General features: G+C 65.1%; 14 protein-coding genes and 1 other RNA gene. 10 read left to right on the forward strand and 5 right to left on the reverse strand.

The window, feature by feature from the left end; genetic code table 11:
• Positions 1 to 184: 184 nt before the first annotated feature.
• Together ABS761_RS01870 and ABS761_RS01875 are read left to right on the forward strand one after the other, a co-directional pair.
• Complete coding sequence (locus ABS761_RS01870; RefSeq protein ID WP_350406279.1) at positions 185 to 427, forward strand: integrase core domain-containing protein; 243 nt, start codon at positions 185 to 187, stop codon at positions 425 to 427.
• Positions 415 to 933 (forward strand): sulfite exporter TauE/SafE family protein, encoded by a 519-nt coding sequence (locus ABS761_RS01875; RefSeq protein WP_350406611.1) that lies wholly within the window; start codon positions 415 to 417, stop codon positions 931 to 933. Before ABS761_RS01870 ends, ABS761_RS01875 begins: the two co-directional genes overlap by 13 nt.
• Positions 934 to 1,097: 164 nt before the next feature.
• Here ABS761_RS01875 and ssrA read toward each other — a convergent pair.
• The 5 genes from ssrA to ompA form a co-directional block, all read right to left on the reverse strand.
• Positions 1,098 to 1,461, reverse strand: a transfer-messenger RNA (tmRNA) gene (ssrA, locus tag ABS761_RS01880).
• 73 nt (positions 1,462 to 1,534) lie between these two features.
• Positions 1,535 to 2,293: a transporter substrate-binding domain-containing protein gene (locus tag ABS761_RS01885; protein WP_350406280.1), complete on the reverse strand. Its 759-nt coding sequence runs from the start codon at positions 2,291 to 2,293 to the stop codon at positions 1,535 to 1,537.
• Entirely contained in the window at positions 2,290 to 2,973 is a 684-nt protein-coding gene (locus ABS761_RS01890) for an HAD-IA family hydrolase (protein ID WP_350406282.1), read from the reverse strand. Before ABS761_RS01890 ends, ABS761_RS01885 begins: the two co-directional genes overlap by 4 nt.
• A gap of 5 nt (positions 2,974 to 2,978) precedes the next feature.
• On the reverse strand, positions 2,979 to 3,686 hold the full coding sequence (gene ubiG, locus ABS761_RS01895) for a bifunctional 2-polyprenyl-6-hydroxyphenol methylase/3-demethylubiquinol 3-O-methyltransferase UbiG (RefSeq protein ID WP_350406283.1): 708 nt from the start codon (positions 3,684 to 3,686) through the stop codon (positions 2,979 to 2,981).
• 93 nt (positions 3,687 to 3,779) lie between these two features.
• Positions 3,780 to 4,352 carry an outer membrane protein OmpA gene (gene ompA, locus ABS761_RS01900; RefSeq protein WP_350406285.1) on the reverse strand — a complete coding sequence of 191 codons (573 nt, stop codon included), beginning with the start codon at positions 4,350 to 4,352 and terminating at the stop codon, positions 3,780 to 3,782.
• 378 nt (positions 4,353 to 4,730) lie between these two features.
• Between ompA and gyrA the strand changes: the two genes are divergently transcribed.
• From gyrA to rpsA, 8 genes are all read left to right on the forward strand, one after another.
• Entirely contained in the window at positions 4,731 to 7,409 is a 2,679-nt protein-coding gene (gene gyrA, locus ABS761_RS01905; RefSeq protein WP_350406286.1) for a DNA gyrase subunit A, read from the forward strand.
• On the forward strand, positions 7,409 to 8,536 hold the full coding sequence (gene serC / locus ABS761_RS01910) for a 3-phosphoserine/phosphohydroxythreonine transaminase (protein WP_350406288.1): 1,128 nt from the start codon (positions 7,409 to 7,411) through the stop codon (positions 8,534 to 8,536). Before gyrA ends, serC begins: the two co-directional genes overlap by 1 nt.
• Complete coding sequence (pheA, locus tag ABS761_RS01915) at positions 8,529 to 9,614, forward strand: prephenate dehydratase (RefSeq protein WP_350406289.1); 1,086 nt, start codon at positions 8,529 to 8,531, stop codon at positions 9,612 to 9,614. Before serC ends, pheA begins: the two co-directional genes overlap by 8 nt.
• Before the next feature lie 6 nt (positions 9,615 to 9,620).
• Positions 9,621 to 10,742 carry a histidinol-phosphate transaminase gene (hisC, locus tag ABS761_RS01920; RefSeq protein WP_350406290.1) on the forward strand — a complete coding sequence of 374 codons (1,122 nt, stop codon included), beginning with the start codon at positions 9,621 to 9,623 and terminating at the stop codon, positions 10,740 to 10,742.
• A 139-nt stretch (positions 10,743 to 10,881) separates the two neighbouring features.
• Entirely contained in the window at positions 10,882 to 11,802 is a 921-nt protein-coding gene (locus tag ABS761_RS01925; protein ID WP_350406291.1) for a prephenate dehydrogenase, read from the forward strand.
• A complete protein-coding gene (gene aroA / locus ABS761_RS01930; protein ID WP_350406292.1) occupies positions 11,799 to 13,121 on the forward strand; it encodes a 3-phosphoshikimate 1-carboxyvinyltransferase in 1,323 nt (440 codons plus the stop codon). The genes ABS761_RS01925 and aroA overlap by 4 nt, the downstream gene beginning before the upstream one ends.
• The gene (gene cmk, locus ABS761_RS01935) at positions 13,118 to 13,792 is read left to right on the forward strand and encodes a (d)CMP kinase (RefSeq protein ID WP_350406293.1); all 675 of its coding nucleotides are present in this window, start codon (positions 13,118 to 13,120) and stop codon (positions 13,790 to 13,792) included. Before aroA ends, cmk begins: the two co-directional genes overlap by 4 nt.
• 102 nt (positions 13,793 to 13,894) lie before the next feature.
• Positions 13,895 to 15,610, forward strand: coding sequence for a 30S ribosomal protein S1 (gene rpsA / locus ABS761_RS01940; protein WP_350406295.1), 1,716 nt, complete (start codon positions 13,895 to 13,897; stop codon positions 15,608 to 15,610).
• Positions 15,611 to 15,618 lie beyond the last annotated feature (8 nt).

The following is a 15,618-nucleotide window of genomic DNA, read 5'->3' on the forward strand; positions in this document are numbered from 1 at the left end:
GTGGGCGATCCACACTTATTAGAGGTTGATTTTGCATCGCAGTCAGGCGGGATTACAAAAAATTACTGTTTTATCGTGGATAATCATCACAAGCACATACGGACGCTGGGTCATCAGTGTGCTTGGCATTCCCTCCGCCCCCAGTCACTCTCATGCTGCTTGCTTTACGCCGATGTAAACGCTTGTGAGGAACGCCGCACTATCCATTAGGCTTGGAAGTTTTTTTACAAATAGCCCCCTACCTGGCTTTGCGTGGTGTTTCCCCGCTGGATGTTTTCGGCGTCTCGGCATTACCCCAACGTATTTTAGAATCCTGAGATGTGGCTGCCGCGTCATCGGCGACTGGATCCGCTTTTACAATCACCGACGCCCGCACCAGGCACTGAACATGAAAACCCCGGCTGAGGCCTTCGCATTAGCCGCCTAACCTGTGCAGGTTCCGCTGGGTCATTACACGGGCGCATGCTGCGCCAAGTTCTGGCGGTCTTGCTCGTAATGATCGCCATTGTGCTGATACTCGGCCACGATCGGGCCACACATAGTCCGATGCTGACTGGTGCCGCTCAACTTGTGGTTGGCGTAATAGCGGGTTCTGGCATCGGTATGGTGGCCTCTATCATGGGCGTGGCCGGCGGAGAGTTGCTGATACCCACGCTGGGATTGCTGTTTGGCGTGGATATCAAGCTGGCCGGTTCGCTGTCGTTGGCGATCAGCTTGCCCACCATGATTGTCGGTTTCGCGAGCTACAGCCAGGATCGATCCTTTAGCATCTTGCGGACCCACAAATCCTTTGTCTTCGCGATGGCTGTGGGATCAATTGTTGGCGCGGCTATCGGCGATCAGTTGCTGGGGGTCGTCCAGCCCAGCATACTGCTGCCAGCTCTGGCGGTAATTCTGGTCGTTTCATCAGTGAAGGTCTGGCTTCATCAATAATGGTCGGCGCTATGCGTGGCATGGATGTAATCGCGAGCAATGACCTTGAGGGTACCGGCTCTCCATCGGGGCCGTTAGCGGACGCTGGCGAACCTTGCGGGCAAGAAAAAACCCGCAGAACGTAGTGTTCATACGGGTTTCAAGGTACTTATCGGAAGGTGTTCTGGTGGAGCCGGGGGGAATTGAACCCCCGTCCGCAAGCCCTCCACAAGCAGCTCTACATACTTAGTCGGCCAATTTTAGATTTAACCTCGGATCATGCCGGACGACAGGCCCTTCTTCGGCGATTCACACTGATTTAAGATTTGGTCCAGTGACCTGATCAAATCCGATTCCCTGTAGATGACGCTGCAGTGGGTTTGACCCCACCCGACCCAGGGACCAGTCGGTGCAGCGGCTCACCGCTTAAGCGGCCAGAGCGAAACGCTCGTCGTTGGCGTTTGTAGTTTTCCAGTGGATTTACGAGCGAACTGGTGCTCGGTATGCACTATCTTGCTTTGTGACCCACGTCGAAGCCATGTCGGCCCCAGACACGCCATTTTACCGTTATTTTTCAGATAATGAAATAGAAGCTGCCGAAAGGCCGGTTGGACAACCGCCTTCAGGCGGCGGGTGCCACGGATGCTCCTTGGATGCCGTGGCGTGCGAGCGCCTCGGCGACAAAGCCGTCGGCCTTGGCATCCTCTACAAAACCGGCGAGCCAGGCCGCCGCCTTCGGGCCTCGGTCGCGGGCTGTGCCCATGGCCTGCCGGATGACCATGAAACGGCCGTCCAACAGTCGCAGGCCGCCGCCTAGCCGCCGGGCGTCCATTTCGAGTTGCTGGCGCACACCTGCCGCCACGTCGGCGTCGGATTCCATGAATGTGCCCACCACCGCCGGGGATGTGGGCGCGCGGAGGATTGAGGCATGACCGAGTGTGCGGGTCAGAAAGAGGTCATAGGCGCTACCTTTGCCGACGACCACGGTATGCCCTGCCTGGTCGACCTCGCTATTGTCCTGAATGGGGGAGTCTGTGCGGACGAGGTAGCAGCCCTCGATCAGCACGTAGGGGGCCGTGAAGGCGATGGTTTCGCCCCTGTTGGGATCGATTGCGAAAAAACCACAATCCGCCTCGCCGCTGGCCACGCCCTCGACAGATTTACCCGCTGCGTCGTAGACCACCAGTTCAAGGGCGGTGCCAAGCCGCGTCGCGAGCCTGCGGGCCAGGTCCACGGATACGCCGGCCGGCAGGCCGGTGGCGGGGTCGAGGCGGGCCAGGATGGGGTTGCCGACATTGATCGCCACGCGCAGGCGGCCACTGGGGGCCAGGGCCGCGGTGCCGGCATCGGAGACGTCCGTGGCCGCCTGTCGTGGTGTCACGTCCGCGCCGTCTGGGCCGTGGGGGTCGACCAACGCTGGATGATGGGCCAGAGATCCGGCGCCTGTCGGGCGATGGCGTCGGCGCGCCAGGTGGCGGGGTCCTCGAGCGAGCAGTAACCGTAGGCGGCCGCGACGGTGGCCATGCCGGCCGCCTTGCCAGCCAGGACATCGCGCTCGTCGTCGCCGATGTAGATGCATTGGGCGGGCGCGTAGCCCGCCTGCCGGGCGGCGTGCAGCAAAGGTTCGGGGTGTGGCTTGATGTGGGGGGTGGTGTCCCCGCCGACGGTGACCACGCAGCGGGAGTCGAGCCCAAGGTGGCGGATGATCGGCAGGGCGAGGTATTCGACTTTGTTGGTCACAATGCCCCAGGCATAGTGATGCCGGGCAAGCTCGTCGAGCAATTCGGGCACGCCGGGAAACAGCTGCGTGTGCACGACGATGGCTTCGGCGTAGTCGCTGAGGAAACGTTGGCGGCAGTCCTCGTAGCCGGGATCCCCGGGGCGCAGGCCCAGAGCCGCGCCCAGCAGGCCGCGCGCGCCGTGCGAGGCGTGCGGCCGCAGGGCCTCGTAGGGCAGGGGCGGTAGTCCGCGATGGGCACGCTGCTTGTTGGCGGCCGCGGCCAGGTCTGGCGCGGTGTCGGCCAGTGTGCCGTCGAAATCAAACAGGACAAGATTTTCCATGGTGATCAATCCGCGCGTCTGGCGGCCATCATGTAGTTTACGCTGGTGTCGCGCGTGATCCGGTAGTGCCGGGCGAGGGGGTTGTATTCCAGGCCAGCCAGGGTGGCGGGCTCGAGTCCGGCCGCGCGGGCGGCGGCGGCCAGCTCGCTGGGCTTGATGAAGTGTTCGTAGCTGTGGGTGCCGCGTGGCAGCATGCGCAGGAGGTATTCGGCGCCGACGATGGCCAGCATGAACGCCTTGGGGTTGCGATTCAAGGTCGAGAAGCAGACCAGCCCGCCTGGGCGCGCAAGGGTGCCGCAGGCCTGTACGATCGAGGCCGGGTCGGGGACGTGCTCGAGGAGCTCCATGCAGGTCACCAAGTCGTATTGTCCCGGATGCTCGGCGGCGTGCGCCTCGGCGCTGATCTGCCGGTAGTCCGCCTTGATCCCGGTCTCGAGGCCGTGCAGCCGCGCGACCTGCAAGGATTCGCTGGCCAGATCGATGCCGGTGACCGTGGCGCCTTCGGCGGCCATCGCCTCTGCCAGCAGGCCGGCGCCGCAGCCCACGTCCAGGACGCGCAGGCCGTCCAGCCCGCCGGCCTGTTCGCGGATCCAGTCCAGGCGCAGGGGGTTGATGTCGTGCAGGGTCTTTAAGGCGCCGTTGGGGTCCCACCAGGTCGAGGCCAGGGCGCTGAATTTGTCGAGTTCGGCCTGATCGGCGTTGGCGGTCTGCATGGAAGGGCGCTCCAAAAATAAGGGCTCCGTATAACGGAGCCCTTATTGTACCCGCCGGGCCAGCGGCTCGGCGGGTACGGCAGCCGGCAAGGATTACTTGCGGGTGCCGACGATCTCGATTTCCACGCGACGGTTTTGGGCGCGGCCTTCACGCGTCTTGTTGGAGGCGACGGGGCTGAGTTCGCCCTTGCCTTCAGCGTAGATGCGGTCGGCGGGCACGCCCTTGCTGATCAAGTATTGCTTGACCGAATTGGCGCGGCGCTCGGACAGGCCCTGGTTGTAGGCTTCGCTGCCGATCGAGTCGGTATGGCCGGTGGCGATCACGGTTTCCAGGTTGATCGACGAGGCTTGCGAGGCGACCTGATCCAGAACCTGACGGCCTTCGGGCTTGATGGTGGCCTTGTCAAAGTCGAAGAAGGTGTCGGCGTTCAGGACGACCTTGCTGGCGGTCGGGGCGACCACGGGGGACTGGGCGACGGGCAGGCCGCACTCAGCGTTGGCGGCGGTGGCCGGAGTCCAGAACGCATCGCGCCAGCAGTTTTGGCCGCTAGCATCTTTCCAGACGTTACCGTCAACGTTCGTCCAGTTGTCGCTGGCAGAAGCCGAGCCGACGACCGACATGGCGGCGATGGCGAGTCCCATAGCGATTTTGGAGGGTTTGTTCATGTTTCTCCTCGTTTGAGCATGATGCTTGAAAGTGACCGCAGCGAACCCCCGCCGCATATCGATAAACGCGTCCAGTATAGCAATGTCCTGGCTGGATACTCAGAATTTGCGCTGGGTTTTATGCGTGTTAGCCGAAATCTTAAGGCATTTTTCTGTCGTGGGTTAAGTCATGGCGGGCCTAGAGGCCCAGATCAGGGAATTTCCCCTCTCATGGGCGGATTGTTGTGGGGTTTTCGCAACGACCTTGGGGGGCGGGCCGGATCGGCGGGCCGTGGACCCCCTGGGGCCGTCGCTGGGGAGAGGGGGGCGCGTCAATGCTAGAATTTACGATTGGCCCGTCATCGGTACTTATTTACGCCTGAAGGTCTCGGATACACCATGGACTCCTTTGCGAAAGAGACGCTACCCATCTCGCTCGAAGATGAAATGCGCCGCAGTTATCTCGATTATGCGATGAGCGTGATCGTGGGGCGTGCGCTTCCCGACGTGCGCGACGGCCTCAAGCCCGTTCACCGGCGAGTGCTGTTCGCCATGCACGAGTTGAACAATGACTGGAACCGCGCTTACAAGAAGTCCGCCCGCATTGTCGGGGATGTCATCGGTAAATACCACCCCCATGGCGACACCGCCGTGTATGACACCATCGTGCGCATGGCCCAGGATTTTTCCCTGCGTTACATGCTGGTCGACGGGCAGGGCAACTTCGGGTCGATCGATGGCGACAATGCCGCGGCCATGCGTTACACCGAGATTCGCCTCGCCAAGATCGCCCACGAGCTGCTGGCCGATATCGATCAGGAAACGGTGGATTTCGGCCCCAACTATGACGGCAGCGAACAGGAACCCCTGCTGCTGCCCTCGCGCCTGCCCAATCTGCTGGTCAACGGCAGTGCCGGGATCGCGGTCGGCATGGCGACCAATATCCCGCCGCACAATCTGTCCGAAGTGGTCGATGGCTGCCTGTATTGCCTGCACAATCCCGACTGCTCGATCGACGAACTGATCGAGCGCATCCCGGCACCCGATTTTCCCACTGGCGGGATCATCTATGGGATGAGCGGGGTGCGCGAGGGTTACCGCACCGGCCGCGGCCGGGTGGTGATGCGCGCCAAGGCACATTTCGAGGACTTGGAACGCGGCAACCGCCAGGCGATCGTAGTCGATGCCATTCCCTATCAGGTCAACAAGAAATCCCTCCAGGAGCGTATCGCCGAACTGGTGAACGAGAAAAAAATCGAGGGGATTTCCGACATCCGCGACGAGTCCGACAAGGACGGCATGCGCCTGGTGATCGAGTTGAAGCGCGGCGAGGTGCCCGAGGTTATCCTGAACAACCTCTATAAGAATACCCAGCTGCAGGAAACCTTCGGCATGAACATGGTGGCGCTGGTCGACGGCCAGCCCCGCCTGCTGAACCTGAAGCAGATGGTCGAGTATTTCCTGTTGCATCGGCGCGAGGTCGTGACCCGGCGCGTCATATTCCAGTTGCGCAAGGCCCGCGAGCGCGGCCACGTGCTGGAAGGCCTGGCGGTGGCGCTGGCCAATATCGACGATTTCATTGCCATCATCAAGGCGGCGCCCACGCCGCCCGTCGCTCGCCAGGCCCTGATGGACCGTAGCTGGGATTCCTCCCTGGTGCGCGAGATGCTGGTGCGCGCCGACGAGAACGTCGCCTCGGGCGGGCGCGCGGCCTATCGGCCCGAGGGGCTGGAGGCCCATTTCGGATTGCAGGCCGACGGCCTGTACCGTTTGAGCGAGGTTCAGGCGCAGGAAATCCTGAACATGCGTTTGCAGCGCCTGACGGGGCTCGAGCAGGACAAGATCGTGGGCGAGTACCGCGAGATCATGGACGCGATCGCCGATCTGCTCGACGTGCTGGCGCGTCCCGAGCGCGTCACCAGCATCATCGGCGACGAGTTGCAGGCAATCCGTGCCGAGTTCTCGACCGCGGTGCGGGATCAGCGCCGCTCAGAGATCGAATACAACGCCACCGAGCTCGAGACCGAGGACCTCATCACCCCGACCGACATGGTGGTGACCTTGTCGCGCAGCGGCTACATCAAGAGTCAGCCGCTGTCCGAGTACCGCGCACAGAAACGCGGCGGCCGCGGCAAGCAGGCGGCCGCCACCAAGGAAGACGACTGGATCGACCAGTTGTTCATCGCCAATACGCACGACTACCTGCTGTGCTTCTCGGATCGTGGCCGCGTGTACTGGCTCAAGGTCTGGGAGGTGCCGCAGGGTTCGCGCAACTCGCGCGGACGGCCCATCGTGAACATGTTCCCGCTGGTCGATGGGGAAACCATCACCGTCGTGCTGTCGGTCAAAGCCTTCAGCGAGGACCAGTACGTCTTCATGGCAACGTCGCGGGGGACGGTGAAAAAGACGCCGCTCTCGGATTTCTCGAATCCGCGCAAGGCGGGGATCATTGCCGTGGGGCTGGACGAGGGCGACTTCCTGATCGGTGCCGAACTGACCGATGGCGCGCACGACGTGATGCTGTTTTCGGATGCGGGCAAGGCCGTGCGCTTCGATGAGAACGACGTGCGTCCCATGGGCCGCGCCGCGCGCGGCGTGCGTGGCATGATGCTGGAGGACGGGCAGACGGTGATTGCGTTGCTCGTTGCCGAGGACGAGACCCAGAGCGTGCTGACCGCGACCGAGAACGGCTATGGCAAGCGCACCTCGATCGTCGAGTACACGCGCCATGGCCGGGGCACCAAGGGCATGATCGCCATCCAGACCTCGGCGCGCAACGGCAAGGTGGTCAGCGCGGTGCTGGTGCGTCCAGAGGACGAGATCATGCTCATCACCACGGCCGGCGTGCTGGTGCGCACGCGCGTGTCGGAAATCCGCGAGATGGGTCGGGCGACGCAAGGTGTCACCCTGATCAATGTGGATGAGGACAGCCTGCTCTCGGGCGTGCGCCGGGTCGTCGAGAGCGACGCCGACGAGGCCGAGGCGGATGAAGACGTGGGGCGCGAGCCCGACGCCGACGGCGTGGACGGCACCGGCCAGGCGCCGGACCGGGCCGCGGACGATGAGGATGATGCGTGATGCGCCCGTGGAATTTCGCGGCGGGTCCTTCGACCCTGCCCCTCGAGGTCCTGCAGCAAGCGGCCGCCGAGATGGCCGATTGGCAGGGCAGTGGCATGTCGGTGATGGAAATGAGCCATCGCGGCCGGCACTATACCCGCATCCGCGATGAGGCCGAGGCCGATCTGCGGACCCTGCTGGCGGTGCCCGACGATTTCGAGGTCCTGTTCATGCAGGGGGGCGGATCGGCCCAGAACGCCATCGTCCCCCTGAACCTGATCGGCAGGGCTGGTCTGGGCCGGGCGGACTACGTGCTGACTGGCCACTGGGCGCGCAAATCCTGGAATGAGGCCCGCCGCTACGGCGATATCGCGGTGGCCGCCACCGCCGAGGATGCCGCGAGGATCGATGGGCGGGACTACGATCCCTGGTGCTGGTTGCCGCCGACCGCGCAGTGGCGCGTGCGTCCGGATGCGGCCTATCTGCACGTCTGCGCCAACGAAACGATCGGAGGGGTCGAGCTGGCCGAACTGCCGGACCTGGCCGCACTGGGCGCGCCGGATGTGCCCCTGGCCGTGGACATGTCCTCGGATATTCTGTCGCGCACCATCGATTTCTCGCGGGTGGGCCTGGTCTATGGCGGTGCCCAAAAGAATGCGGGGCCGGCCGGCGTCACCCTGGCCTTCGTGCGCAAGGACCTGCTGGGCCATGCCCTGCCGGTCTGTCCCTCGGTGTTCGACTATGCGAATGTCGCGAGTGCGCAATCGATGTTCAACACGCCGCCGACCTACGCGCTCTACATTGCGGGCCTGGTGTTCAAGTGGCTGCTGCGCCAAGGCGGGGTGGCGGCGATGGATGCGGCCAGCGACCGCAAAGCCAGCGCACTCTACGGATATCTCGACGGTTCGGCGTTCTACCGCAACCGTGTCCATCCCGCCTGTCGTTCGCGCATGAATGTGCCGTTCGTACTGGGCGACGACGGGCTGAATGCCGTCTTTTTGACCGAATCCGAAGCGGCGGGGCTGCTGTCGCTCAAGGGCCACAAAAGCGTCGGCGGGATGCGGGCCTCGATCTACAACGCCATGCCGATCGAGGGCGTGCTGGCCCTGATTGATTTTCTGCGTGACTTCGAGAGGCGTCATGGATAAGGCGCTGCTTGCTCGGCTCGAGCCCCTGCGGGCGCGCATCGACGCGCTCGACGAGCAGATTCTCGGCCTGCTCAACGACCGGGCGCGTGCCGCCCTCGAGGTTGGCGAGGTCAAGAAGGCGTTCGACGCGGACGGGCCGGTCCTCAAGCCCGAGCGCGAGGCCCTGATCGTGCGCCGCCTGCAAGGGCTCAATCCCGGTCCGATTCCCGCCGAGGCGGTTCAGGCCGTCTGGAATCAGGTCATTTCGGCCTGTCGTGGGCTCGAAAGCACCCTGACCGTGGCGTACCTGGGGCCGCAGGGCTCGTTTTCCGAACAGGCGGCCTTCGAGCATTTCGGCCACGCGGTCAGCGGCCTGCGCTGCGAGTCCTTTGACGAGGTCTTTCGCGCGGTCGAGGCCGGGCAGGCCGACGTCGGTATGGTGCCCGTGGAGAACTCGACCGAGGGGGCGGTCAATCGCAGCCTCGATCTGCTGCTGAACTCCTCGCTCAAGGTCCTGGGCGAGCGCACGATCCGCATCCACCACAATCTCATGACACTCACCGGCGGGCTCGAGGGCGTGCGCCAGGTGCTGGGCCACCCCCAGGCCCTGGCCCAGTGCCAGGCCTGGCTCAGCCGCAACCACCCCGAGCTCGAACGCCTGCCGGTGGCCAGCAATGCCGAGGCGGCGCGCCTGGCGGCCGAGGATCCGACGCGCGCGGCGATCGCCGGCGAGGCCGCCGCCGCCGCGTGGGGACTGAGCGTCGTTGTCTCGGGCATCCAGGACGATCCGCAGAACCAGACGCGGTTCCTGGCGATCGGCGCGGCCGACGCCGGCGCCACCGGCCGCGACAAGACCAGCGTCGTTCTCGCGGTGCCCAACCGCGCCGGCGCGGTCTACGAGATGCTTGCGCCCCTGGCGGCCCATGGAGTATCCATGACGCGCTTCGAATCGCGCCCCGCGCGCACCGGGCAGTGGGAATATTATTTCTATGTTGATCTGCTGGGCCATCGCGACGATGAGGCGGTCAGCCAAGCGCTCTCCGAGCTCAAGCAGCAGGCCGCGTTCTTCAAGATCCTTGGCTCCTATCCCAGGCAATAAGGTTTCATGTCCATGTCCTCTCATCCAATCGCTCCGGCGCATGTGCAAGCCATCGCGCCGTATCAGGCGGGCAAACCCATCGAGGAGCTGGCTCGCGAGTTCGGGCTGGATCCGGCGCGCATCATCAAGCTCGCCTCCAACGAAAATCCCCTGGGCTGCTCCGAGCGGGTTCGCGAGGCCTTGCGCGAGGCGGTCGGCGACCTGCATGGCCGCTATCCGGATGCCAACGGTTTCGATCTGAAGGCGGTCATCGCGGCGCGTCACGAGGTGCCGGCACAGTGGGTCACGCTGGGCAATGGCTCGAACGACCTGCTGGAGCTCGCCTCGCTGGCCTTTCTCGACGACGGCACCTCGGCGGTCTATGCGCAGCATGCCTTCGTGGTGTATCGCCTCGCGACCCAAGCGCGTGGCGCGCGCCACGTGATGGTCCCGGCCCGGGATTATGGCCATGATCTGGAGGCGATGGCCGAGGCGATTGTCGACGACACGCGCCTGGTGTTCATTGCCAACCCCAATAATCCGACGGGAACACACAATCCGGCCGATCGTATCGAGGCCTTTCTCGAGCGCGTGCGGGTCCGGCACGGCGAGCGGGTCGTGGTGCTGCTCGATGAGGCCTATGACGACTATCTGGACCCGGCCGAGCGCTTCGACAGCGCCCAGTGGGTGCGCCGCTATCCGAACCTGATCGTGACCCGGACGCTCTCCAAGGCCTACGGCCTGGCGGCCCTGCGCGTAGGCTACGCCCTGGCGCAGACGGACGTGACCGATCTGCTCAATCGCGTGCGCCAGCCGTTCAATGTCAATGCGCTGGCGCAATTGGCCGCGCGCGTGGCCCTGGCCGATCAGGATTTCCTGCGGCGCACCTACGAGATCAACCGTGCCGGGCGCGAGCAACTGTCGCGGGCGTTCACCAAACTCGGCCTCGAGTTCGTCCCTAGCCATGCGAATTTCGTTCTGGTGCGGGTGGGCGATGCCGCGCGCGTCAATCGCGCCCTGCTCGAGCGTGGCGTCATCGTGCGATCCGTCGACGGCGACGGCCTGCCCGAGCACCTGCGCGTATCCGTTGGCCTGCCGGAGGAGAACGATCGCTTCGTCCAGGCGCTCACGGAAATTCTTGTGGCATGAGCGCGCCGGGCCGTCCCAAGCGCGAATCCCCCCTTGGGGGGGGTGGCGCGCAGCGCCCAGGGGGTGACATGAGCGCGCCGGGCCGTCCCAAGCGCGAATCCCCCCTTGGGGGGGTGGCGCGCAGCGCCCAGGGGGTGACATGAGCGCGCCGGGCCGTCCCAAGCGCGAATTAGGGGACGCATCTCCCCTGGTGCCGGTCCTGGCGGTGGTGGGCATCGGTCTGATCGGCGGTTCCTTTGCCGCGGCGTTGCGCCGTGCTGGGCAAGTCGGACGGGTGCTGGGGGTAGGCCGCCGCAAGAGTTCGCTCGACCGGGCGCTGGCGCTGGGCCTGATCGACGAGGCGGTGGATTATGCCGAGGCGGCGCGGCGTGCGGACCTGATTCTGCTGGCCACGCCGGTGGGCGCAATGCGCGGTGCGCTCGAGGCCCTGCGTCCGGATTTGCGTCCGCAGGCCCTCGTCACCGACGCCGGCAGCACCAAGTCCGACGTGGCGGCGATTGCCCGCGAGGCCTTGGGCGACCGTGTGGGCCAGTTCCTGCCCGGGCATCCGATCGCGGGGTCCGAGATGACCGGACCCGAGGCCGCCGACCCGGCGCTCTACCAAGGGCGCAAGGTGATCCTGACGCCGCTGGACGAAACGCCGGCGCACGCGCGGGCTTGGTTGACTCGGGTCTGGGAGGCCTGCGGCGCGCACGTGCTGCTGATGGATGCCGAACGGCATGATCGGGTGCTGGCGTCGGTCAGCCATGTGCCGCATTTCCTGGCGGCGGCCTATATGGCGCAGGTCGCGCGCGCGGCCGATGCCGACTTGCGACTGTCCCTGGCCGGCACGGGTTTTCGTGATTTCACGCGGATTGCCGCGGGATCCGCCGAGGTTTGGCGGGATATCTTTCTGTCCAATCGCGCTGCGGTTCTGGACGAGCTTGACGCTTTCAGCCGAGCGCTCGACGAGCTGCGCAGGACGCTTGAAAACGACCCGGATCCCCGGGCGCTGGAAGCCTTCCTCGAACAGGCGGCGCTGGCGCGCCGCCTGTGGGACGGCAGGAGTGCAATGACATGAATTCCATCGACGCGCTGCGCCTAGAGCCCGCCCAGCGCGCCCAAGGCGGCGTCACGCTGCCGGGCTCCAAGAGCATTTCCAATCGCGTCTTGCTGCTGGCCGCGCTCGCCGAGGGGCAAACGCGGCTCGAGGGGCTGCTGGCGTCGGACGATACGCGGGTGATGCTCGCGGCCCTGCGCACGCTGGGCGTGGCGGTCGACGACTCGGACCCGGAGAGCATCGCGGTGACGGGCGCCTCGCGCTGGCCGGTCATGGATGCCGATCTGTTCCTGGGCAACGCGGGGACGGCTTTCCGGCCGTTGACGGCGGCGTTGGCCCTGATGGGCGGGTCGTACCGCCTCTCGGGCGTGGACCGGATGCACGAACGTCCCATCGGCGATCTGGTCGAGGCCTTGCGCGGCCTGGGCTGCGAGATTCACTACGAGGGGCGCGACGGCTATCCGCCGTTGCGTATCGGCGCGGGCAATTCCGAGGCCGCACGGACGGTGCGCGTGCGTGGCTCGGTATCCAGCCAGTTCCTCACGGCTTTGTTGATGGCCGCGCCCGTGCTCGCGGCCCGTTGGGGGCGCGAGGTCGTCATCGAGCTCGACGGCCCGCTGATTTCCAAGCCGTACATCCTCATCACCCTGAACCTGATGGCGCGTTTCGGCGTCGAGGTGGCGCGGGAGGACTGGCACCGCTTCGTGATTCCGGCGGATGCCCGCTATCGCAGTCCGGGCCGCTACGCGGTCGAGGGCGATGCGTCCTCGGCATCCTATTTCATGGCGCTGGGCGCCATCGCCGGGGGACCGATCGAGGTGCGTGGGGCGGGGGTGCGCAGCATCCAGGGCGACATTGCCTTCGCCGATGTGCTCGAGGGCATGGGGGCGCGCATTGAGCGCGCCGACCACGCCATGACGGTCACGGGCCCCGTGGTCGCCCGCGGCGAGCGCCTGCAGGCCTTCGATCTGGATTTCAATCTGATGCCAGACGCCGCCATGACGGCGGCCGTGCTCGCGCTGTATGCCGACGGACCGTGCCGGTTGCGCAACATCGGGAGCTGGCGCGTCAAGGAGACCGACCGCATCGAGGCCATGCATGCCGAGCTGGCGCGCCTGGGTGCGCGGGTGGAATCCGGCGCGGACAGTCTGCGGGTGCACCCCATGGCCGAGGATCAGTGGCGCGTGGCAGAGATCGGCACCTATGACGATCACCGCATGGCGATGTGCTTTTCGCTGGCCAGCTTCGGGCCCGTGCCCGTCACCATCCTGGATCCGGGCTGTGTCAGCAAGACCTATCCCGCGTATTTCGAAGACTTTCGCAGGCTGATCCGTTCATGACTCTTGCTGCCCCTCCCGTCATCACCATCGATGGCCCCACCGCCTCGGGCAAGGGGACAGTGGCCATGCGCGTGGCGCAGGCCCTGGGCTGGCACGCCCTGGACAGCGGTGCGCTGTACCGGCTCACGGCGCTGGCGGTGACGCGAGCGGGCGGCGACGGCGGCGACGAGGCCCAGGCGGCCGCCGCGGCACGCGCCCTGGACGTGGTGTTCCGGGACGGCGGCATCTGGTTGGACGGGGTCGAGGTCGGCAACGAGATCCGTCGCGAGGCGATCAGCAACCTGGCCTCCCGCGTGGCCGCCTATCCGGCGGTGCGCGCGGCCCTGCTCGAGCGCCAACGAGCCTTCCGGACGGCCCCGGGCCTGGTGGCCGATGGCCGCGACATGGGCACGGTGATCTTTCCGGATGCGCCGCTCAAGGTTTTCCTGGATGCGGACGTGAATGAGCGGGCTCTCAGGCGTCATAAACAGTTGAAGGACAAAGGCTTTTCTGCTAAGCTGTCCGACCTTTTGGAGGATCTGCGGTTACGCGATGCGCGTGACCGCGACAGGGTGCACGCGCCGCTTGTGGCGGCCGCGGACGCCGTGGTCGTGGATTCGTCCCGCATGGGGATCGATGAGACGGTCCGCAAGGTGCTCGACCTCTGGTCGGCACGAGGACTCGCAGGGTAGGGGCACAGAGGTCCGCCGCCGCCTTTGCGGGATTTTTTCACTCCACCGGGCATTGTGCCTGGTGTGTCATTGATCGCCCGATGGGCGAATGGATTATCGTTCATGTCCACCCTTTCAACCGAAGCCGCGCTGGGCGGCGAAAGCTTTGCCGATCTGTTTGCCGCCAGCATCAAGGATCAGAACATGCGCTCCGGCGAGGTCATCTCCGCCGAAGTCGTGCGCGTCGACCATAATTTCGTCGTGGTCAACGCCGGCCTCAAGTCCGAGGCCCTGATTCCCCTCGAAGAATTCCTCAACGACCAGGGCGAGCTCGAAGTCCAGGACGGCGATTTCGTCTCGGTCGCCATCGATTCCCTGGAAAACGGCTATGGCGACACCATCCTGTCGCGCGACCGCGCCAAGCGCCTGTCGGCCTGGCTGCAACTCGAGCAGGCTCTCGAATCCGGCGAACTGGTCAACGGCACCATCACCGGCAAGGTCAAGGGCGGCCTGACGGTCATGACCAACGGCATCCGCGCCTTCCTGCCCGGCTCGCTGGTCGACCTGCGCCCCGTCAAGGACACCACCCCCTACGAGGGCAAGACGCTCGAATTCAAGGTCATCAAGCTCGACCGCAAGCGCAACAACGTCGTGCTGTCGCGCCGCGCGGTCCTCGAGGCCAGCATGGGCGAGGAACGCGAAAAGCTCCTCGAGACCCTGCACGAGGGCGCCATCATCAAGGGCGTGGTCAAGAACATCACCGACTACGGTGCGTTCGTCGACCTGGGCGGCATCGACGGTCTGTTGCACATCACCGACATGGCCTGGCGCCGTGTCCGCCACCCCTCCGAGGTGCTGCAGGTCGGTCAGGAAATCGAGGCCAAGGTCCTCAAGTTCGACCAGGAAAAATCCCGCGTGTCGCTGGGCGTCAAGCAACTGGGCGAGGATCCCTGGATCGGCCTGGGTCGTCGCTACCCGCAGGGCACCCGCCTGTTCGGCAAGGTCACCAACCTCACCGACTACGGCGCGTTCGTCGAGGTCGAGGCCGGTATCGAGGGCCTGGTTCACGTGTCCGAAATGGACTGGACCAACAAGAACGTCGATCCGCGCAAGGTCGTGACCCTGGGCGAAGAGGTCGAGGTCATGGTCCTCGAAATCGACGAGGATCGTCGCCGCATCTCGCTGGGCATGAAGCAATGCCGCCCGAATCCCTGGGAGGATTTCGCCGCCAACTTCAAGCGCGGCGACAAGGTTCACGGGGCGATCAAGTCGATCACCGATTTCGGCGTGTTCGTCGGCTTGCCCGGCGGCATCGACGGCCTGGTCCATCTGTCCGACATTTCGTGGACCGAGTCGGGCGAAGAAGCCGTGCGCAACTTCAAGAAGGGCGACGAGATCGACGCCGTGGTGCTGGGTATCGACACCGACAAAGAGCGTATCTCGCTGGGCGTCAAGCAGCTCGAAGGCGATCCGTTCAACAATTTTGTCGCCACCTACGACAAGGGCGCCGTGCTGTCGGGCACGGTCAAATCGGTCGAGCCCAAGGGCGCGGTTGTGACCCTGTCGGTGGATGTCGAGGGCTATCTGCGCGCGTCCGAGATGTCTGCGGGCCGCGTCGAGGATGCCACCACGGTGCTGCATGCCGGTGACCAGGTCGAGGCCATGATCATCAACATCGACCGCAAGGCGCGCTCGATCCAGTTGTCGATCAAGGCGCGCGACAGTGCCGAGACCGCCGAGACCATCCAGCGCATGACGGAAGCCAGCGCCTCTTCGGGCACGACCAACCTGGGTGCGCTGCTCAAGGCCAAGCTCGATCAGCAGCGCGACGATAGCTGATGGGCGGT

Origin of the sequence: Castellaniella sp. GW247-6E4, assembly GCF_040276065.1 — a bacterium.
In the GTDB taxonomy this organism is placed as follows: Bacteria; Pseudomonadota; Gammaproteobacteria; order Burkholderiales; family Burkholderiaceae_B; genus Castellaniella.